This window comes from Haloferax marisrubri, assembly GCF_001469875.2.
In the GTDB taxonomy this organism is placed as follows: domain Archaea; phylum Halobacteriota; class Halobacteria; order Halobacteriales; family Haloferacaceae; genus Haloferax; species Haloferax marisrubri.
Window position 1 is genome coordinate 139,477 of record NZ_LOPW02000004.1, and the last position, 15,052, is coordinate 154,528.

The following is a 15,052-nucleotide window of genomic DNA, read 5'->3' on the forward strand; positions in this document are numbered from 1 at the left end:
TTTCTTTTCCTCGCCAATCGACGTGCCACGTATGTCCGACTGCATCTTCTGCGCCATCGTCGACGGCGACATCCCCGGCCGAATCGTCCACGAGACCGAGCACACGCTTGCGTTCCTCGACGCCAACCCGCTCGCGCCCGGCCACACGCTCGTCGTTCCGAAGGAGCACCACGCCCGACTCGACGAAGTCCCGGCCGACGCGGCCGCCGACCTCTTCGCCGCCGTGAACGACCTCGTCCCGCGCGTCGAAGCGGCGGTCGACGCCGACGCGACGAACGTCGGCATCAACAACGGCCCCGCCGCCGGCCAGGAAGTCGACCACGTCCACGTCCACATCGTCCCGCGGTTCGAGGGCGACGGCGGCAGTCCCATCCACGCCGTCGCGGGCGAGCGACCCGACCTCTCCGACGAGGAACTGGCCGATATCGAGGCGGCCATCTCGGGCTAAATCGGGTCTCGCTCCAGCCGGCTCTCCTTCTTCTTCGCTAAACGTGTCGATATAAAAACACATAGGGCCGCCGCGAGTACCAGCTGTCGTGACAGTCCTCCAATCGTTTCGAACGGCCCTCCGAATCGTCACCGAGACGCCGGTGCTCGTCGCGTTCGCCCTCGCGTTCGGGCTCATCGGCGCGTTGAACAACGCCTCCGGGCCGACCGGTGCCGTCGGCTCGCTGCTTCAACTCCTCGCCGTGCCGGCGCTCACCGGCGCGTTCTACACCGTCGCCGACGGCGCGCGCCCCGGTTCAGACACCGACCTGCGCGCGACGACCGCGGCACAGCGCTACTACGTCAGCCTGCTCGGTGCGACGCTCCTCGCCGGGCTCGTCGTGGTCGTCGTCGCGATGGTCGTCGGCGGCGGCGTCCTCGGCTACATCGGGTTCGACCGATTCAACGCGGTGCTGAACGGCTCCGCGAGCCTCACGCTCGTCGAACTCGGTGCGCTCGGCGTGGCCGGCGTCGCCCTGATGGCCATCGTCTACGTCTTCACCTTCTTCGACACCGCCGTCGTCCTCGACGGGAAGACCGCGGGCGGGTCGCTCAGCCGCAGCGTCGACTTCGTCTTCGGCAATCTCCGGCACGTCGTCGGCTACGCGGTCGTGGCGACCGCCGTGACCTCGGTCGTCGACCTGCCGGTCGTCTGGCTCGTCACCCTCGACGGGGCGACCACTCTCGCCGGCGCGGTGACGGCGGTCCAAGCGCCGATGTCCGCGGTCGATATCGCCGTCGTGGCCGTCGGCTCGACGGTCACCACGCTCGTCAGCCGGACGTACAAGGTCTGTTTCTACCGTGCCTGCACGGACGCCGCGCCGGGCGCGGGGCCGGAGACGGACGGCGAGTGGTCGGCGTAGCCGCGAGGTCGGTCGCCGCGCTCACATCATCTCTCCGAGCTGAATAGTGTCCTCCGGCGACACCAACTCCGGGCGACCGAAGCTATTAATCTGAGCACCCGACCAGTCGCGGTATGTCGATTCCCACCACCACCGCGCTCGTCGGTGCCACCGGCGGTGCGGGCACGACCCGACTGACCCTCGAACTCGCGGCGGCGCTCGCGACCGACGGCCGCGACGTGGCCGTCCTCGACGCGGCGTTCGCCACGCAGGGCCTCTCCGACTACGTCTCGGGGCCGCTCGACCCCGACGCGACCGCGCTCGTCACCGACGCCGCTGACGTGCCGCTCGAATCGGGACTGGTCGACTTCGAGACCGACGCGGCGGGACGCGTCGCCGTCTGCCCGGCCGCGGCCCCCTTCGAGCGACTCGCGCGGGCGATGACGCCCGACGCCGCGCGGGCGTTCGAGGGCCGCATCGCCGAGGCCGCCGACAACTTCGACCACGTCCTCGTCGACGCGCCGCTCCTCGCGTCGAACCAGACGGTCGCCGCGGCGGCGGCCTGCGACCAGGTCGCGCTCGTCGCGCCCGCCACGGACCGCGGTGCCGACGCCGTCGGTCGGCTCAGCGCGCGCGCCGCCGACATCGGTGCCGACATCGACGCGGTCGTCTCCACGTTCGGCGCGCTCGGCGACGCGGACGTGGTCGTTCCCGAAACCGAGGCGAGCGACATCGCCGACGCCCCGGCGTGCCGCGAAGACGCCGACCTCGCGGCGAGCGTCGCCGCGGTCGCGGAGGTTCTCCTCGACGTCGAACTCGACTCGGTGACGGCCGCGGGCGGGGTGCTCACCTCGGTCGGTGAGTACGTCCGTCGCTGAACGGCGACGGGAGCCGACCGGGCTTCGAGCGGCGAGACAGACGGCTCGCGAGCGCCGCCGCTCGGGAGCGTGAAAACGGGAAGTGGGGAGGCGTGTCCCGTGTCAGAACTGCATGTCGGTGACCGAGCTCATGGTCTCGGCCAGCGAGTCGCGCTTCGCGACGGCCGCGTCGGTGCGGTCGGTCAGCGCGCCCTCGACGGCTTCGACGAGGGGGTCGATGGGGTCGTGCGTCTCGACGTACGTCGCGAGTGCGAACTCCGACGGCTCGGCGCTGGTGAGCGCGAGCGCGTCGGCGCGCGAGACTCGTCCGTCGATCCAATCGCGGACGATGCGTCGCGCCTCGGGTGCGAGGGGATTCACGCCCGCTTCGCCGCAACGGTGCAAGACTTTCGCCGCCGTGACCGGAGCGACGCCTGCGTCGCGCGCGCTCTCGCCGACTGACGTGCCCGACCCGTGTGCTTCGACAACCCGCTCCGCGGCCGCAGGCGCACAGGGGAGCGCGTCTGCGTGCGCCTCGAAGCGCTCGCGGAGGGAAACACCGGTGTCGTCGACAGTCGGGACACAGCGCGAACGCTGTTCAGTCGTCGTCGTCTCTAACGCGGCGGCGATATCCGACAGCCCCATCGCTCGGTGGTCCGCACCTATCGAGTAAAAGCGTTCCTAATCAATATCAAATTTGAGTCTGTAACCTACCGATTACCGGTAGGCTCTATCGGTCGGAATCGGCGTTTTACCCCCGTTTCGTCCCGTGTTTAAATACCCGTTCGCGACCAATTTTCAATTGTGATGAGTGAAGCACGTTCCCCCCAGGGTTGCCCAGAATGCGACGGACACCTCGGTTTCGAAGCCGGCGAGACGGTCTGTACCGACTGCGGCCTCGTCGTCTCGGAGTACCGCATCGACCACGGCCCCGAGTGGCGCTCCTTCGCCGACGACGACCGCAACCCCGCCCGCACCGGCGCGCCGCTCACCCGCTCGCGCCACGACCGCGGCCTGTCGACCGAAATCGGCCGCTCGACGCGTATCAAGGGCCGCAAGCGCCGGCAGTTCGCCCGCATGCGCCGCCAGCACAACCGCGCCCGCATCTCGACCAAGCGCGAGCGCAATCAGGTGTACGCCTTCACCGAGATTCGCCGCGTGACGAGCGCGCTGTCGCTCCCGAACCACATCCGCGACCAGGCGTGCTCGCTGTTCGAGTCCGCTCAGAACGAGGACCTCCTGCGCGGTCGCTCGCTCGAAGGGTTCGCCGCGGCCTGCGTCTACGCCGCCTGCCGCGTCGCCGGCGTCTCCCGGAGCGTCGAGGAAGTCTGCGACGTGTCGAAGGCCACGGAATCGGAGCACCAAGCGGCCTACGGCGCGCTCAACCGCGACCTCGGCCTGCCCGTCGCGCCCGCCGACCCGACCGAGTACCTGCCGCGGTTCGCGACCAAACTCGGCCTCGACAGCGACACCGAGCGCCGGGCGCGCGAGTACGTCGCCGACGCCCGCGACGAGGGTCTCGTGGGCGGCAAGAACCCCTGCGGCGTCGCCGCCGCGTGTCTCTACACCGCGGCTCGCGACCGCGGCGAGGACTGCACGCAGGCCGAGGCCGCCGACGTGGCCGACGTGACGCCCGTGACGCTCCGCAAGACGTACGTGGCGCTCCGCGAGTGAGACAGACACCGCAGACTGTGGCCGCGACGGCTCGCTGACCGAAAACGAAGCCGAAGCGACGAAGCGAGAACTGACCTGCTGTCGCGCGAACGGACCGAAAACGAGACGACGTTTCTACCGGCCGCAGACGCGAACCGCGTCCGCGAGTTCCCGAATCCGAGTACTGGGAAGGCTCTCAGGCGACGACGCGACGACCGGGTCGAACCGCTCGACTGCCTCGGCCAGTCGGGAGTCCGCAGGAATCTCCGTCGCCGGTGCGCCGAGCACGTCGGCGAAGGCGTCGAGCGGCACCTCGTCGACGACGCGGTTGACCGCGACGGCGGCGAGTCCGCACCCGAGTTCGCGCGCGAGTTCCCGCGTCCGAACCGCGTCGGCCAGCGCGTACCCCTTCGGCGACGCGACCACGACGCAGGCGTCGGCGATGGTGAGCGGGACGCCGGCGTCAGCGCGCATCCCTGCGGGGCAGTCCACGACCACGTCGCCGTAGGCCGCTTCGACCGCGTGAAGCGCGTCGGCGAGGAGGCGCACGTCGGCCGCGCGTGCACCGGCGAGCGTCCGCCCGCACGGGAGAATAGAGACCGGGCCGCCCGAGCGGACGGCTTCGAGCGGGTCGGCGCGCCCCGCGAGCACGTCGTGGAGGTCGGGACCGGCCGCGTACGGGAGATTCGCCATCCCGAGGTCGGCGTCCACGACGACCGCCCCCAGTTCCGCCGCGAGTTCGAACGACAGGGTCGATTTCCCGACGCCGCCTTTCCCGGAGACGACCGCGAGAATCACGCGAGCCTCCGGAGCGCGTCCGCGTCGGGGTCGGCGTCGGCCGCGCGGTCCGCGAGCGCCGTCGCGCGCGCCGCCAGCCGGCGAAGCCGCGCCCGGTCCGAACCGAGCGATTCGAGCGCCTCGACGCCGACCGCGGCCTCCGAGAGCGTCGCCGCGGCGTCCGCGACCGACGCGCCGTCCAACCGCTCGGCGAGGTCGATGCGACGCTCGAACGCCGCGAGCGGGTCTGCTTCGAGTGACTCATCTGTCTCGTGACCACTCGCCTCGCGCCTTCTGACCGCCGCGGACACGTCGGCGTCCGTCGCCTGTTCGGACGGTTTGGACGGTTCGGAGCGTTCGGCGGGCGTCGGGCGTGCCGACTCCGGGTGCGGCGCGCGGCGCACCTCATCGGACGCGTCGCTCGTCGCGTCGGAAATCGGCTCGGACATCGCCGACTCGACTGTCGTCGGCGACGAGTCGGAAGAGACGGGGACCGCATCGGCCGGCGGCCGCGCCGAGCCGAGCGACCGAACCGCGTCGTCGGGCGTCGAATTGGCTGACTGCGCCGCCTCGTGGGCGCGGCCGAGCACGTCGATGTCGACCGCGCGTTCGGGGCGGGCGTCGAAGTCGTCGGCCACGCCGTCGCAGTCGGTCGAATCCTCGCGGTCCGTCGCGGCGTCCCCGACGGTCGGCGGCGACAGGGGAACGGCGTAGCCGAGCGCGACCGTCGAACCCGCGGGAACGACGCCTTCGAACCCGTCGTCGTCCCACCCGGGTTCGGGGACGCCGGCGCGACGCGGTGGGAGCACCGGCCCGTCGAGGCGGTTTCGAAGCCTGACGCGTCGGGCGACCGGCGCGTCGTTGTCGACCCGGACCGAGACGAGGGCGACGCCGTCGTCCGCGGTCACGTCGATATCGGAGTGCATGGCGGGGTTGGCCGCCACTTCGTATATAAATCAACGCCCGGTGTGGTCCGCCCGACCGTCTGACGGGCGGCACCGAACGACCGGCACGCCGAGCCAGTTCGCCGCGGCCTCGGCGTCCGAGAACCAACCGCACGAGAGGACGACCGGCGCGGACAAGTCGGCGAGGCGGACGGCGGCCAGCGCGCGTGCGACGGGGTCGGCTTCGAGGTCACTCGACTCCGACGAGGAACCGGCCGGAGAATCGGCCGATTCGGCCGCCGCCGGGAGCGATTCGAGGTCCCGAAGCGCCGCCTCGAACTCCGCGCCGAGTTCGGCCGCGAACTGCGCCCGCGCCTCGCGGCGGCGGTTCTCGACCGCGTCTTCGAGTTTGAGTCGCGCCTCCCGGCTGTCGCGCTCGCTTCGGGCCGCCCGTTCGAGCGCCGAGAGTCGCTGTTCGGCCGCGACGCGTTCGGTTTCGACCTCGGAGAGTTCGGTCGCGACCTCCACGAGTTCGTCGCGCGCCGCCGCGGTCGCCTCGTCGTCGCCGGCGTCGCGGTGGGCGTTCACCCGTCCGCGGAGGGTCGCGACGCGCTCTCTGAGCCTGGATTCGTCTGCCCCGGCGGCGGCGACCCGGCGACGGGCCTCGCGGAGCGCGGCCGCGGACGTGTCGGCGCGCTCGCGTTCGTCTCCTGCCGACTCCTCGGCCGCACGGTCGCGGTGCTCGGCGAGTCTCGCTTCGAGTCGGTCGAGGTCGTCGGCGACGGGGGAGCGAAGTCCGCGGGACCGACCGACTGCCGCGAGAAGCCAGCCGCGGGACGGTGTCGGCTTCGAGACGGGAACTCTACTGAGTCGGTCGTGGCCGGGGCCGGGCGGCGGGCAGTCGATTCGGAGCGCGCCCGTCGCGTCGGCCTCCTCGTCCGCCCGTATCGCGGCGACGACCTCGTCCACGCCGACCGCGAGCGAGTCGCCGGCGAGGTCGATAGCCGCCCCCTCGTGGACGGAACCGTCGGGGAGTCGAAGCCTCATAGCTCGCGGCGCTTCATCTCCGCGGCCGAGGGGTGGTCGGTTCCCGAAGCGAACTTGCTGTACGGCGTCGCCGGCGACTCGCGGTCCTCGTAGGCGGCCGCGGCCTCGCGGACCGCATCGGGGACCGCCGCGAACTCGTTGAACGGTTCGGTTCGCTCGATTTGCACGGCCTCGTCGTGTTTCTCCCGAAGCCGAAGCGCGAGGAAGGCGGCCAACTCCGTCTCGTCGAACAGCGCGGCGCGACCCAGTCGGCGGACCACGACCTCGTCGTGGGTCCGACAGATGTTCCGAAGCGTCGTCCGCGCCGCCTGCGAGTAGGTCACGACCAACAGCACGCACGGTCGGTCACGGAGTCGGGAGAAAAATCGTTCGACAGCGGCGCTCTCGCGTCAGCTGACTGTCACCGGCGGGCGACGACGGTGGGTTCGTGGCGTCGGCCCGAATCCGTATCCGTATCTCCCCGCGGTCCGGTTCAGACGCGCTCGACCGAGAACGTCACGTCGTCGGCGTCACCGGTCGCCTCGTCGAGCAGGTCTCTGACCCGACTCTGCGCGTCGGCCTCGTCGGCGGCGAGGACGACGAGTCCCTCCGCGCGGTCGTCGCCGACGGCCGTCCACGCGTCGAGCGTCCCGTCCCCGGCGTCGTCTTCGAACTCCGTCGCGAACGTCCGGAGGACGGTCACGACGCGCCGCTCGGTGCTGGCGAGGTCCGCGTCGCCCGATTCGAGGTCGCGGATGGCGTCTTCGATGTTACGGATGGCGGAGATTCGGTCCATCGGTCGTCTGTTCCGTCGCCGCACGCTCCACTAAGTTCGTCGGTTCCGCGCGGGAGAACCGCGAGCGGCATCACGAGTCACGCACCCGTCTCACGGCCGCTCGTCCGGTAACTCCTCGAAGAAGTCGGCGACGAAGGTGAAGTGTTCCGCCACGAGGTCGCAGTCCGCGAAGGCCTCGCGGGCCTCGCTTTCGAGGCTGGTCTGCTTTTCGGGGATGTCGTTGTCGCCCGCCGTCGCCGCCTCGTCGAGAATCTCGCTGGCTCGTGCCATCGCGTCGGTGAGGCAGGCGAACTCCTCGGAGTGGCCGTCGATGGCCGCCACGGGGTCGCGTTCCGAGACCCGCGCGTTCACGTCCTCGAACGCGCTCATCGCCCGGAAGAACGACCCGGTGGCGTCGCCGTAGCTCTCGCCGAGATACTCGTCGAACCCGTCCTGCAACCGCCGGATGGCGTCGCGGAACGAGACGATGTCGTCGGCGAAGGCGTCGAACTGCCCGATTTCCCGCTCGAAGAAATCCACTTTCCGGCCGTAGTCCGCCGGTTCGAGGGCGGTGAGTTCGTCGAGCGAGTCGGCGTCGGACTCCTTCGTTAAACTGTCGAACGTGTCTCGCACGGGTTCGAGCGCCTCCGCTATCTGTTGGACCTGCGTGTCGATGCGGTTGAACTCCTCACCGTACAGTCTGGACACCGCGTTGTTGGTGCGGTAGAACGCCTGGTTGGCGTTCTCGTGGGTCTTGCCCGTCCACCAGAGGAACCAGAACGCCCGTCGGAGACGACCGAGGCGCGCTCGCTGGGCGGCGGTCTTGTCGAGTTGGTCGAGCGTGTTGAAGTGGCCGCGCGCGAGGTACAGCGACGCCGCGTCGTCCTCGAACGAGAACTGCGTCGTGGCGTTCAGGTCGTGGAACCCGCCGTCGTCGCCCGCCGCGGACGCGAACTCCTCGACCGCGGCGTCGAGGTCCTCCGCCGCGAGTCCGAGGATGCGGTCCACTCTGTCCGGCTCTTCCGTCGTCGTCTCGGTCGCGGGTTCGGTCGTCGTCGGCTCCTCGGTTGCAGTCGGGGTCGGCGTGTCCGTCGGCGTCGGCGTGGCAGTCGTCGTGGTCGTGGTCGTCGGCTCCTCGGTCGTCGTCTCCCCGCCGTCCGCCGACGAACACCCCGCGACGAAGAGTGCGCCCGCGGCCGCCAGATACGCTCGACGATTCATACGTACTACATGACTCTCAGATTACATAGGACTGTTGGTGAAAATAAACGACACGCGTTCGAGAACGTCCGCTCGTCGTGACAGTACAGAGTTCGAGACAGTACGGCGTTCGTGACAGTCGGAAAATCGGGGAGACGGCTCAGGTCGCGCGGTACACGTCGCCGCGGGGCTCGTAGATGTCGCCTTTCATCTTGAGCTTGTCAAGCTGGTCGTTGACCGTCTTCTCGTCCATGTTCAGCTCGCTGTTGGCGCGTTCGAGGACCTCGTCGTGGGGCGCGCCCTCCTCGTACTCCTCCTGCATGGTGCGGATGAGTTCGAGCAGGTTCTTGATGCGGTCGCGCTGGGTCTTCGAGCGACCCGTCTCCACGATGTCGGCGTCGAACTCCCCGGTCTCGGGGTCCATACCGATGTCGCGCAGGCAGGACTCGACGATGCCCGTGACGCGCTCTGCGTCCTCGCGGGTCACCTTGTCCGAGAGGCGGACGCGGGCGGACGCCTCGCCGAGGCGGACGAGCGCTTCGAGCTTCCGGGCGGTGACGGGGACGGGCGCGTCCTCGTCGGCACCGCGGGCGCGGAAGTCCACGTAGAAGTCGCGGATGACCTGCTTCGCCTCGTCGGTCATCGTCGGGTAGCAGGTGCGCTTCGAGTAGGCGATGTACTTGCGCAACAGGTCCGCGTCGATGGTCGGCGCGACCTCGTCGGTGACGGCGTCGACCTGCTGTTCCGTGAACTCGGAGTTGGCGACGTTCGTCCGCTGGGTGTTCAGCTCGCCCGCGTAGTTGGTCTTGAGGATGTGGTCCGCGAGCTTGGAGTCCTCGTCGGGGTCGGGGTCGTCCGTGACCGTGAAGATGAGGTCGAACCGGGAGATGAGCGCGGGTTCGAGGTCTATCTGCTCGCCAATCGGCTCGTACTGGTCGAAGCGGCCGTACTTCGGGTTCGCCGCGCCGAGGAGCGAACACCGCGACTTGAGCGTCGCGTTGATGCCGGCCTTGGAGACCGAAATCTGCTGTTGTTCGAGCCCCTCGTGCATCGCGGAGCGGTCTTCGGGCCGCATCTTGTCCAGCTCGTCGACCGCCGCGATACCCTTGTCCGCGAGGACGAGCGCGCCGGCTTCGAGCGTCCACTGCTGGCCGTCGCCGAAGTCGTCGCGGACGGCGGCGGCGGTGAGACCCGCCGAGGACGAACCCTTACCGGACGTGTAGACCGAGCGGGGCGCGATGTGGCGGATGTACGACAGCATCTGGGAGTTGTGCGAGACGAGCCCGTTGGAAACGTAGCTGTGGGTCCCTTCGACTTCGAGGTCGTACACCCACTCTTCGGCGGGTTCGACGCGCTCTATCGACTGAATCCGCTCCCAAGCGACGTTGCCGTCAACGAGCGACCGGAGCTCAGAGACGCGGTCTGCAACCGAGTGACCCCCATCAGCGACCGCTCGTGCCTCTTCGCCGTCTCGGCTCTGTAGTGCATCTTCGAACGCCGAGACGACGCGGGAGAGGCTTCCGCGGCTCGGGTTACGGTCGCCTCGCTCGTAGTGCTGGTACGTCGACCGCGGAAGGCCACACTCGGCCTGCGTGAGCCCGAGCGCCTCGCGGAGTTCCCGAAGCTCTCCGCCGGCGGGAATCAAGTCGGTGTTCGTGTTCCCGTTGGTTCCCACGAATTCGGCGGTTGCGAGCGATTTCCGTTCGGTTACGAATCCGATTTCGTCGACGTACGTCTCGAAGTCGTCGCCGCTGATTCGGAGCCGGTAGCTCCCGTTGTGTCGTGGGCGCAGTTGCGACCGGATACCAGCGGTGAGCAGGAGCGTCCGAACGTCTTCGAGGAGTCCGCGACTCATCGAGGCGACCGTTATCTCTCGTTGGCTCGCCGAGACGTGACCTTCGCCTTCGATGAGCGCGCGGAGGAACGCTCGGCCGGTGTTCGCACTCGCCGACATGAGCTGTTCCGGGATTCGTTGCTCGGCCGAGCCCGCCAAGAGCGTCGGGGAGAGGTTTTTGAGGAAGCTAACGAGCTCGCCGGACCCACAGATGACCTCACGTGCGCACTTTCCTTCGTGCGGGGACCGCTCGAAGTAGTTGACGCCGAGACGGTCGAATGCGTCTGCCACGTCGTCGAGCACTTCGCGGTCGTTGTTCGTGACGGAGACGTACCCGGTCGCATCGTCGCGCTGTTCGACGTACCCCTCAGCGACGATGTAGCCGACGAGCCGAGCGAGCCAGGGCTCCCACTCGTCTGGGAGTTCGAGTCGAATCGCGTTGTGCGACTTCGACCGGCGGAAGTCGACGTCGAGTTCGTCCCGACCCGTCGCCGGAAGCGAGTGCGGTGCCGCGAGGAACTCTCCTTCGGTTAGGCCGTCCGCCCTGACCGCAGTCGTCAGCCCGTCGCTCCGGGTGAACAGCGGATGGGAGGGAGTGACCTCGATTTCGCGGCCGGTGTTCGTCTGGATACGGAGCATTCGGTCCGGGGCCTCTCGCTTCCAGACTTTCGTCGCCTGACGCGGCGTGAGCGTTCCGTCGGGGCCGAGCGACGGGACGGTGAAGTCCGCGGTGTCCCAGACGCCGTCGTCGATGGGTTTCGGGTCGTCGAGGTTCGATTCGACCAACTCTCGAATCGGCACATCGCGCCCGTCGGCGAGCGTAACTCGCGTGTCACCGTCGACACACTTCCCGGTACCGGGGTCCCCTATCAACAGCATATGCAGGTCGCCGCGAATCCGCGACCCATCGGGCAGGTGCTTCGTGACGCCCGAGAACAGTTGGAGAATCATGGCCATCTTCTCTTGTTCGTAGCCGTAGATGGCGGGCGCGACGGACTCCACCATCTTCTCGTAGATGGCCGGGTCGTTCGAGAGTTCGACGATTTCGGCCACGTCCTCGTCGGATATCTCCATGTCCTCGAACTCCTCGTCCTCGATGGTGAGCGAGATGCCCTCCATGTAGTAGTCGAAGACGGGCGTCTTCTCGTTGCCCGAGGTCTGCTGTTCGATGTGGAGGACGCCGACGGCGGTGACGTGGTCGCCGGCGGTGACTTTACCGGTCACGTCGTCCGAGAGGTTGATGTCGATGCTCTGCGGCGTCTCGCCCCCGCGCAGGCCCTCGGGGGACTCCTGGACGCGCAGTTTCTGGGAGTCGACGAAGTTCGACTGGTCGAAGTCGATGCGGAACGGCCCCTGACGCTCGCATCCCTGACACTCGTGGGGCTCTTGGAAGCCGCCGTCACCCTGCGGGATGTAGCTCATCGTCCCGCAGCGCTGGCACTCGAAGGCGGCCTCCGTGATTTTCGGGCGCACGTCGGTCGCCTTCCGGACGATTCCCTGCACGGAGATGAGCGTCCCGATGTGGTCGTCGTTGACCCGGATGTTCCGAATGTCGACCGTCTCGGGGAGGTTGCGCATCCGGACGTGCGCCTGCCCGAGTTTCACGTCCGCGGGGAGGTCGAACAGGCGCAGCGCCTCCTCCGCGTACTCCTGGAACTGGCCGGGCTTCGTGATATAGTCGTCTGCGAGTTCCGCGTCGAACCGATAGAGGTCGTCGTAATCGATGTACAGCGACCGCTTTTCCTTCGGGTACTGCTGTGCGAGTTTTCCGATTTCCTCTCGATAGTAGTTGCGGTAGAACTCGATGAACCGCTCCGTCAGGTCTCGGTTCTGGGGGGCCTGCGCCATCGCACAAGGGTATGTCCCCAATCGGTTAAGAACCTTCGTCGTTCGGCCGACCCTCCGTCGTCCCGACGGGTCGGTCGCGCGCCGGGACTCGCGCGGCCCGACGGACCACAGCGGCCGCCCGCTACAGCGACACGTCGGTCTCGATGTCCTCGGTCGCCTCGCGGAGGCCGTCGCGGCGGGCGTCCTCGGCCATCCGGTTCGAGAGGTCGTCGTCGGTCAACAGCTCCGCGAACTCGTCGCGGAAGCGGTAGTTAGCCCGGCTCGAACGGATGTCCGCCTCGGCGACGGGGCGGCACTCGGCGACGACTTCGACGGGCACGTCGAGCGTCTCGGCGATGGTCTCGTCGTCCGCGCCGTCGACGAGCAGGTTGTCGAAGCGGTCGGCGTCGAACGGGAACTCGCGGTCGGCGTCGCGGACGAGGTGGAGGTCGAACCGAGCGGTGCGAACCGCCTCGGGCGACGCGTCGAGTTCGACCGCGAGGTCGGCGTCCGTGTCGCCGTCGAAGTAGCCGACGACGAGCGTGACGAGCGTGTCGTCGTCGAACTCGGTGTCGAACGCGTAGCGCTCGCGCATCGTCACCACCGTGTCGCGGACGCGCTCGCGGACCGCTTCGGGGTCGTCCACGTCGGCGAGCGACCCGCGCGACTCGGACTGCTGTTCGGTCACGGTGTCCGACCCGGTCGCCTCGATGAAGATGTCGCGGAGTTCGGCGGTCTTCTCGTCCATACCCGAAGAATGGCACGTCCAGCGTCTTTAATGATGCTGACCCGAGAGCCGCCGAGCACCGGAGAGACGACTCGAATCGGCCGACGAGACCGAGGACAGACCCCGCACACACACTCTGTAAACCGATAAGTTAAACATGGTTTACGAGACAGCGATGGGCATGGCAACCGAACACGAGTCAGTCGAACTCGTCGGCGACGAACTCGTCGGCAACATCGCCCGCGCCGCCCTGTTCGCGGCGCTCATGGGCGCGGGCAGTTACGTCTCGTTCCCGAACCCCATCTCGCCGATTCCGGTGACGATGCAGGTGCTCGTCGTCTTCCTCGCGGGCATCTTCCTCGGTCCCGTCTGGGGCGGCGGCTCCATCGCGCTCTACCTCGCCGCTGGCGGCCTCGGTGCGCCGGTGTTCGCCGGCGGCTCCGCCGGGCTTGCGCCGCTCGTCGGTCCGACCGCCGGCTACCTCTGGTCGTACCCCGTCGCGGCCGCCGTCGTCGGCCTCGTCGTTCACGGCGGCGTCGACATCGGCGACTACCGCGTAAGCACCGCCCGACTCGTCGGCGCGATGGTCGCCGGCACCGTCGTCGTCTACGCCTTCGGGACGCTCGGCTTCGCGTACGTCCAGAGCGTCGGCCTCGAGTCCGCCTTCTGGACGGCCTCCGCCGCGTTCATCCCCGCCGAGGCGTTCAAAATCGCCGCCGCGGTCGGCATCGTCCGCTCCGACGCCATCGCCGCCCAGTAGATGATTCGCGTCGACGGCCTCGTCCACCGCTACGGCGACACGGTCGCGGTCGATGACGTGGACCTCGCCATCGACGACGGCGAGTGCGTCATCGTCGCGGGCGCGAACGGCTCCGGCAAGACCACGCTCGTTCGCCACTTCAACGGCCTGCTCGACCCCGACGAGGGCTCGGTCTCCGTCAACGACCGGTCCGTCACCGACCACCTCGTCGCCGCCCGGACCGCGGTGGCGATGGTGTTCCAGCACCCCGAAGACCAACTGGTCGCGGCGACCGTCGGCGCTGACGTGGCGTTCGGCCCGGAGAACCTCGGCCTCGACCGCGACGAAATCGACCGCCGCGTCCGCGAGTCGCTCGCCGCGGTCAACCTCGACGGCCGGGAAGACGAGCGCGTCGATTCCCTCTCCGGCGGCGAGGTCGAACGCCTCGCCATCGCCGGCGCGCTGGCGATGCGACCCGACCACCTCGTCTTGGACGAACCGTTCACCGGCCTCGACGAACCCGCCCGTCGCTCCGTGCTCGCGCGCCTCCGCGACCTCCGCGCCGAGGGGACGAGCCTCGTCGTCGTCACGCACGACCTGCGCGACGTGGCCGAACTGGCGGACCGCGTGGTCGTCCTCGCCGACGGCGACGTCGCCCTCGACGCCGCGCCCGACGAGGCCGCAGACCGCCTCCCCGACCTCGACGTTCGCCCGCCGTGTTGACCTACGAACCGGGCGACAGCCTCGCCCATCGACTCGACCCGCGGACCAAACTCGCGGTGCAGGTCGCCTTCGCGGCGGCCGGGTTCGCGCATACCACGCCCACCGGGCTCGTCGCCCTCGGCGTCGTCGCCGCGGGCTGTCTCCGCGCCGCCGACGCGTCGCCGGTGGCGGCCCTCCGCGACCTCAAGTACGCGATTCCGTTCCTCGCGCTCGGCCCGCTGGTCGAGGCTGCCCGCCTCGGCGCGCCGTGGTTCGACCCCGAAGCGGCCGTCGAACCGGCGCTCGCCAGCGTCCGCGTGCTACTCGTCTTCTTCGTCGCGGCGGCGTACGTCAGGACGACGCCCGTGCGCGAGTCTCGCGCGGCGATTCAGCGGCTCGTTCCGGGCCGCGTCGGCGTCGCGCTCGGCGTCAGTATCGCCCTCGTCTTCCGGTTTCTCCCCTTGGTCCGCCGCGACCTGCGCCGCGTCCGCGAGGCGCAGGCGGCCCGCCTCGGGAGCGAAAGACGACTGGACGAACGGCTCTCACTCGTCGCCGCCGGCGGCCTCCGGCGGTCGTTCGCGCGGGCCGACGCGCTCGCGCTCGCCCTCCGCGCGCGGTGTTTCGCGTGGAACCCGACGCTCCCCGAGATTCGGTTCGGCCGGCGCGACGCGCCCGGACTCGTCCTCGCCGCCGTGCTCCTCGCCAGCCTCGCGTTCTGAGGTC

16 protein-coding genes are annotated in these 15,052 nt (G+C 69.2%); 7 read left to right on the forward strand and 9 right to left on the reverse strand.

Annotation, left to right across the window (positions count from 1 at the left end; translation table 11 throughout):
* Positions 1-31 precede the first annotated feature (31 nt).
* From AUR65_RS02905 to AUR65_RS02915, 3 genes are all read left to right on the forward strand, one after another.
* On the forward strand, positions 32-448 hold the full coding sequence (locus tag AUR65_RS02905) for an HIT family protein (RefSeq protein WP_058568296.1): 417 nt from the start codon (positions 32-34) through the stop codon (positions 446-448).
* An 88-nt stretch (positions 449-536) separates the two neighbouring features.
* Positions 537-1,349, forward strand: coding sequence for a DUF7847 domain-containing protein (locus tag AUR65_RS02910; protein ID WP_058568297.1), 813 nt, complete (start codon positions 537-539; stop codon positions 1,347-1,349).
* A gap of 113 nt (positions 1,350-1,462) precedes the next feature.
* The gene (locus AUR65_RS02915; RefSeq protein WP_058568298.1) at positions 1,463-2,206 is read left to right on the forward strand and encodes a P-loop NTPase family protein; all 744 of its coding nucleotides are present in this window, start codon (positions 1,463-1,465) and stop codon (positions 2,204-2,206) included.
* 102 nt (positions 2,207-2,308) lie between these two features.
* Here AUR65_RS02915 and AUR65_RS02920 read toward each other — a convergent pair whose 3' ends face one another.
* Positions 2,309-2,830: a DUF7858 family protein gene (locus AUR65_RS02920; protein WP_058568299.1), complete on the reverse strand. Its 522-nt coding sequence runs from the start codon at positions 2,828-2,830 to the stop codon at positions 2,309-2,311.
* Positions 2,831-2,992: 162 nt separating this feature from the next.
* Between AUR65_RS02920 and AUR65_RS02925 the strand changes: the two genes are divergently transcribed.
* On the forward strand, positions 2,993-3,859 hold the full coding sequence (locus tag AUR65_RS02925; RefSeq protein WP_058568300.1) for a transcription initiation factor IIB: 867 nt from the start codon (positions 2,993-2,995) through the stop codon (positions 3,857-3,859).
* A 114-nt stretch (positions 3,860-3,973) separates the two neighbouring features.
* Here AUR65_RS02925 and AUR65_RS02930 read toward each other — a convergent pair whose 3' ends face one another.
* From AUR65_RS02930 to AUR65_RS02965, 8 genes are all read right to left on the reverse strand, one after another.
* On the reverse strand, positions 3,974-4,636 hold the full coding sequence (locus AUR65_RS02930; protein ID WP_058568301.1) for a P-loop NTPase: 663 nt from the start codon (positions 4,634-4,636) through the stop codon (positions 3,974-3,976).
* Positions 4,633-5,541, reverse strand: coding sequence for a DUF7857 domain-containing protein (locus AUR65_RS02935; RefSeq protein ID WP_058568302.1), 909 nt, complete (start codon positions 5,539-5,541; stop codon positions 4,633-4,635). Before AUR65_RS02935 ends, AUR65_RS02930 begins: the two co-directional genes overlap by 4 nt.
* A gap of 30 nt (positions 5,542-5,571) precedes the next feature.
* Positions 5,572-6,546: a DUF7856 family protein gene (locus AUR65_RS02940; protein WP_058568303.1), complete on the reverse strand. Its 975-nt coding sequence runs from the start codon at positions 6,544-6,546 to the stop codon at positions 5,572-5,574.
* On the reverse strand, positions 6,543-6,881 hold the full coding sequence (locus AUR65_RS02945; protein ID WP_058568304.1) for a DUF7855 family protein: 339 nt from the start codon (positions 6,879-6,881) through the stop codon (positions 6,543-6,545). The genes AUR65_RS02940 and AUR65_RS02945 overlap by 4 nt, the downstream gene beginning before the upstream one ends.
* Positions 6,882-7,018: 137 nt before the next feature.
* Positions 7,019-7,321 (reverse strand): DUF7854 family protein, encoded by a 303-nt coding sequence (locus AUR65_RS02950; RefSeq protein ID WP_058568305.1) that lies wholly within the window; start codon positions 7,319-7,321, stop codon positions 7,019-7,021.
* Positions 7,322-7,411: 90 nt separating this feature from the next.
* Positions 7,412-8,521 carry a hypothetical protein gene (locus tag AUR65_RS02955; protein WP_084816526.1) on the reverse strand — a complete coding sequence of 370 codons (1,110 nt, stop codon included), beginning with the start codon at positions 8,519-8,521 and terminating at the stop codon, positions 7,412-7,414.
* Positions 8,522-8,660: 139 nt separating this feature from the next.
* Positions 8,661-12,182 (reverse strand): LAGLIDADG family homing endonuclease, encoded by a 3,522-nt coding sequence (locus AUR65_RS02960; protein ID WP_058568306.1) that lies wholly within the window; start codon positions 12,180-12,182, stop codon positions 8,661-8,663.
* 121 nt (positions 12,183-12,303) lie between these two features.
* Positions 12,304-12,909 (reverse strand): hypothetical protein, encoded by a 606-nt coding sequence (locus AUR65_RS02965; RefSeq protein ID WP_058568307.1) that lies wholly within the window; start codon positions 12,907-12,909, stop codon positions 12,304-12,306.
* 160 nt (positions 12,910-13,069) lie between these two features.
* Here AUR65_RS02965 and AUR65_RS02970 point away from each other — a divergent pair, with 160 nt between their 5' ends.
* The 3 genes from AUR65_RS02970 to AUR65_RS02980 are packed head-to-tail and all read left to right on the forward strand — an operon-like array spanning position 13,070 to position 15,048.
* Positions 13,070-13,648, forward strand: coding sequence for a biotin transporter BioY (locus tag AUR65_RS02970; RefSeq protein ID WP_058568308.1), 579 nt, complete (start codon positions 13,070-13,072; stop codon positions 13,646-13,648).
* Positions 13,649-14,350, forward strand: a complete 702-nt coding sequence (locus AUR65_RS02975; RefSeq protein ID WP_058568309.1) for an energy-coupling factor ABC transporter ATP-binding protein — start codon at positions 13,649-13,651, stop codon at positions 14,348-14,350.
* Positions 14,344-15,048, forward strand: coding sequence for an energy-coupling factor transporter transmembrane component T family protein (locus tag AUR65_RS02980; RefSeq protein ID WP_058568310.1), 705 nt, complete (start codon positions 14,344-14,346; stop codon positions 15,046-15,048). Before AUR65_RS02975 ends, AUR65_RS02980 begins: the two co-directional genes overlap by 7 nt.
* The last annotated feature ends 4 nt before the right edge of the window (positions 15,049-15,052 follow it).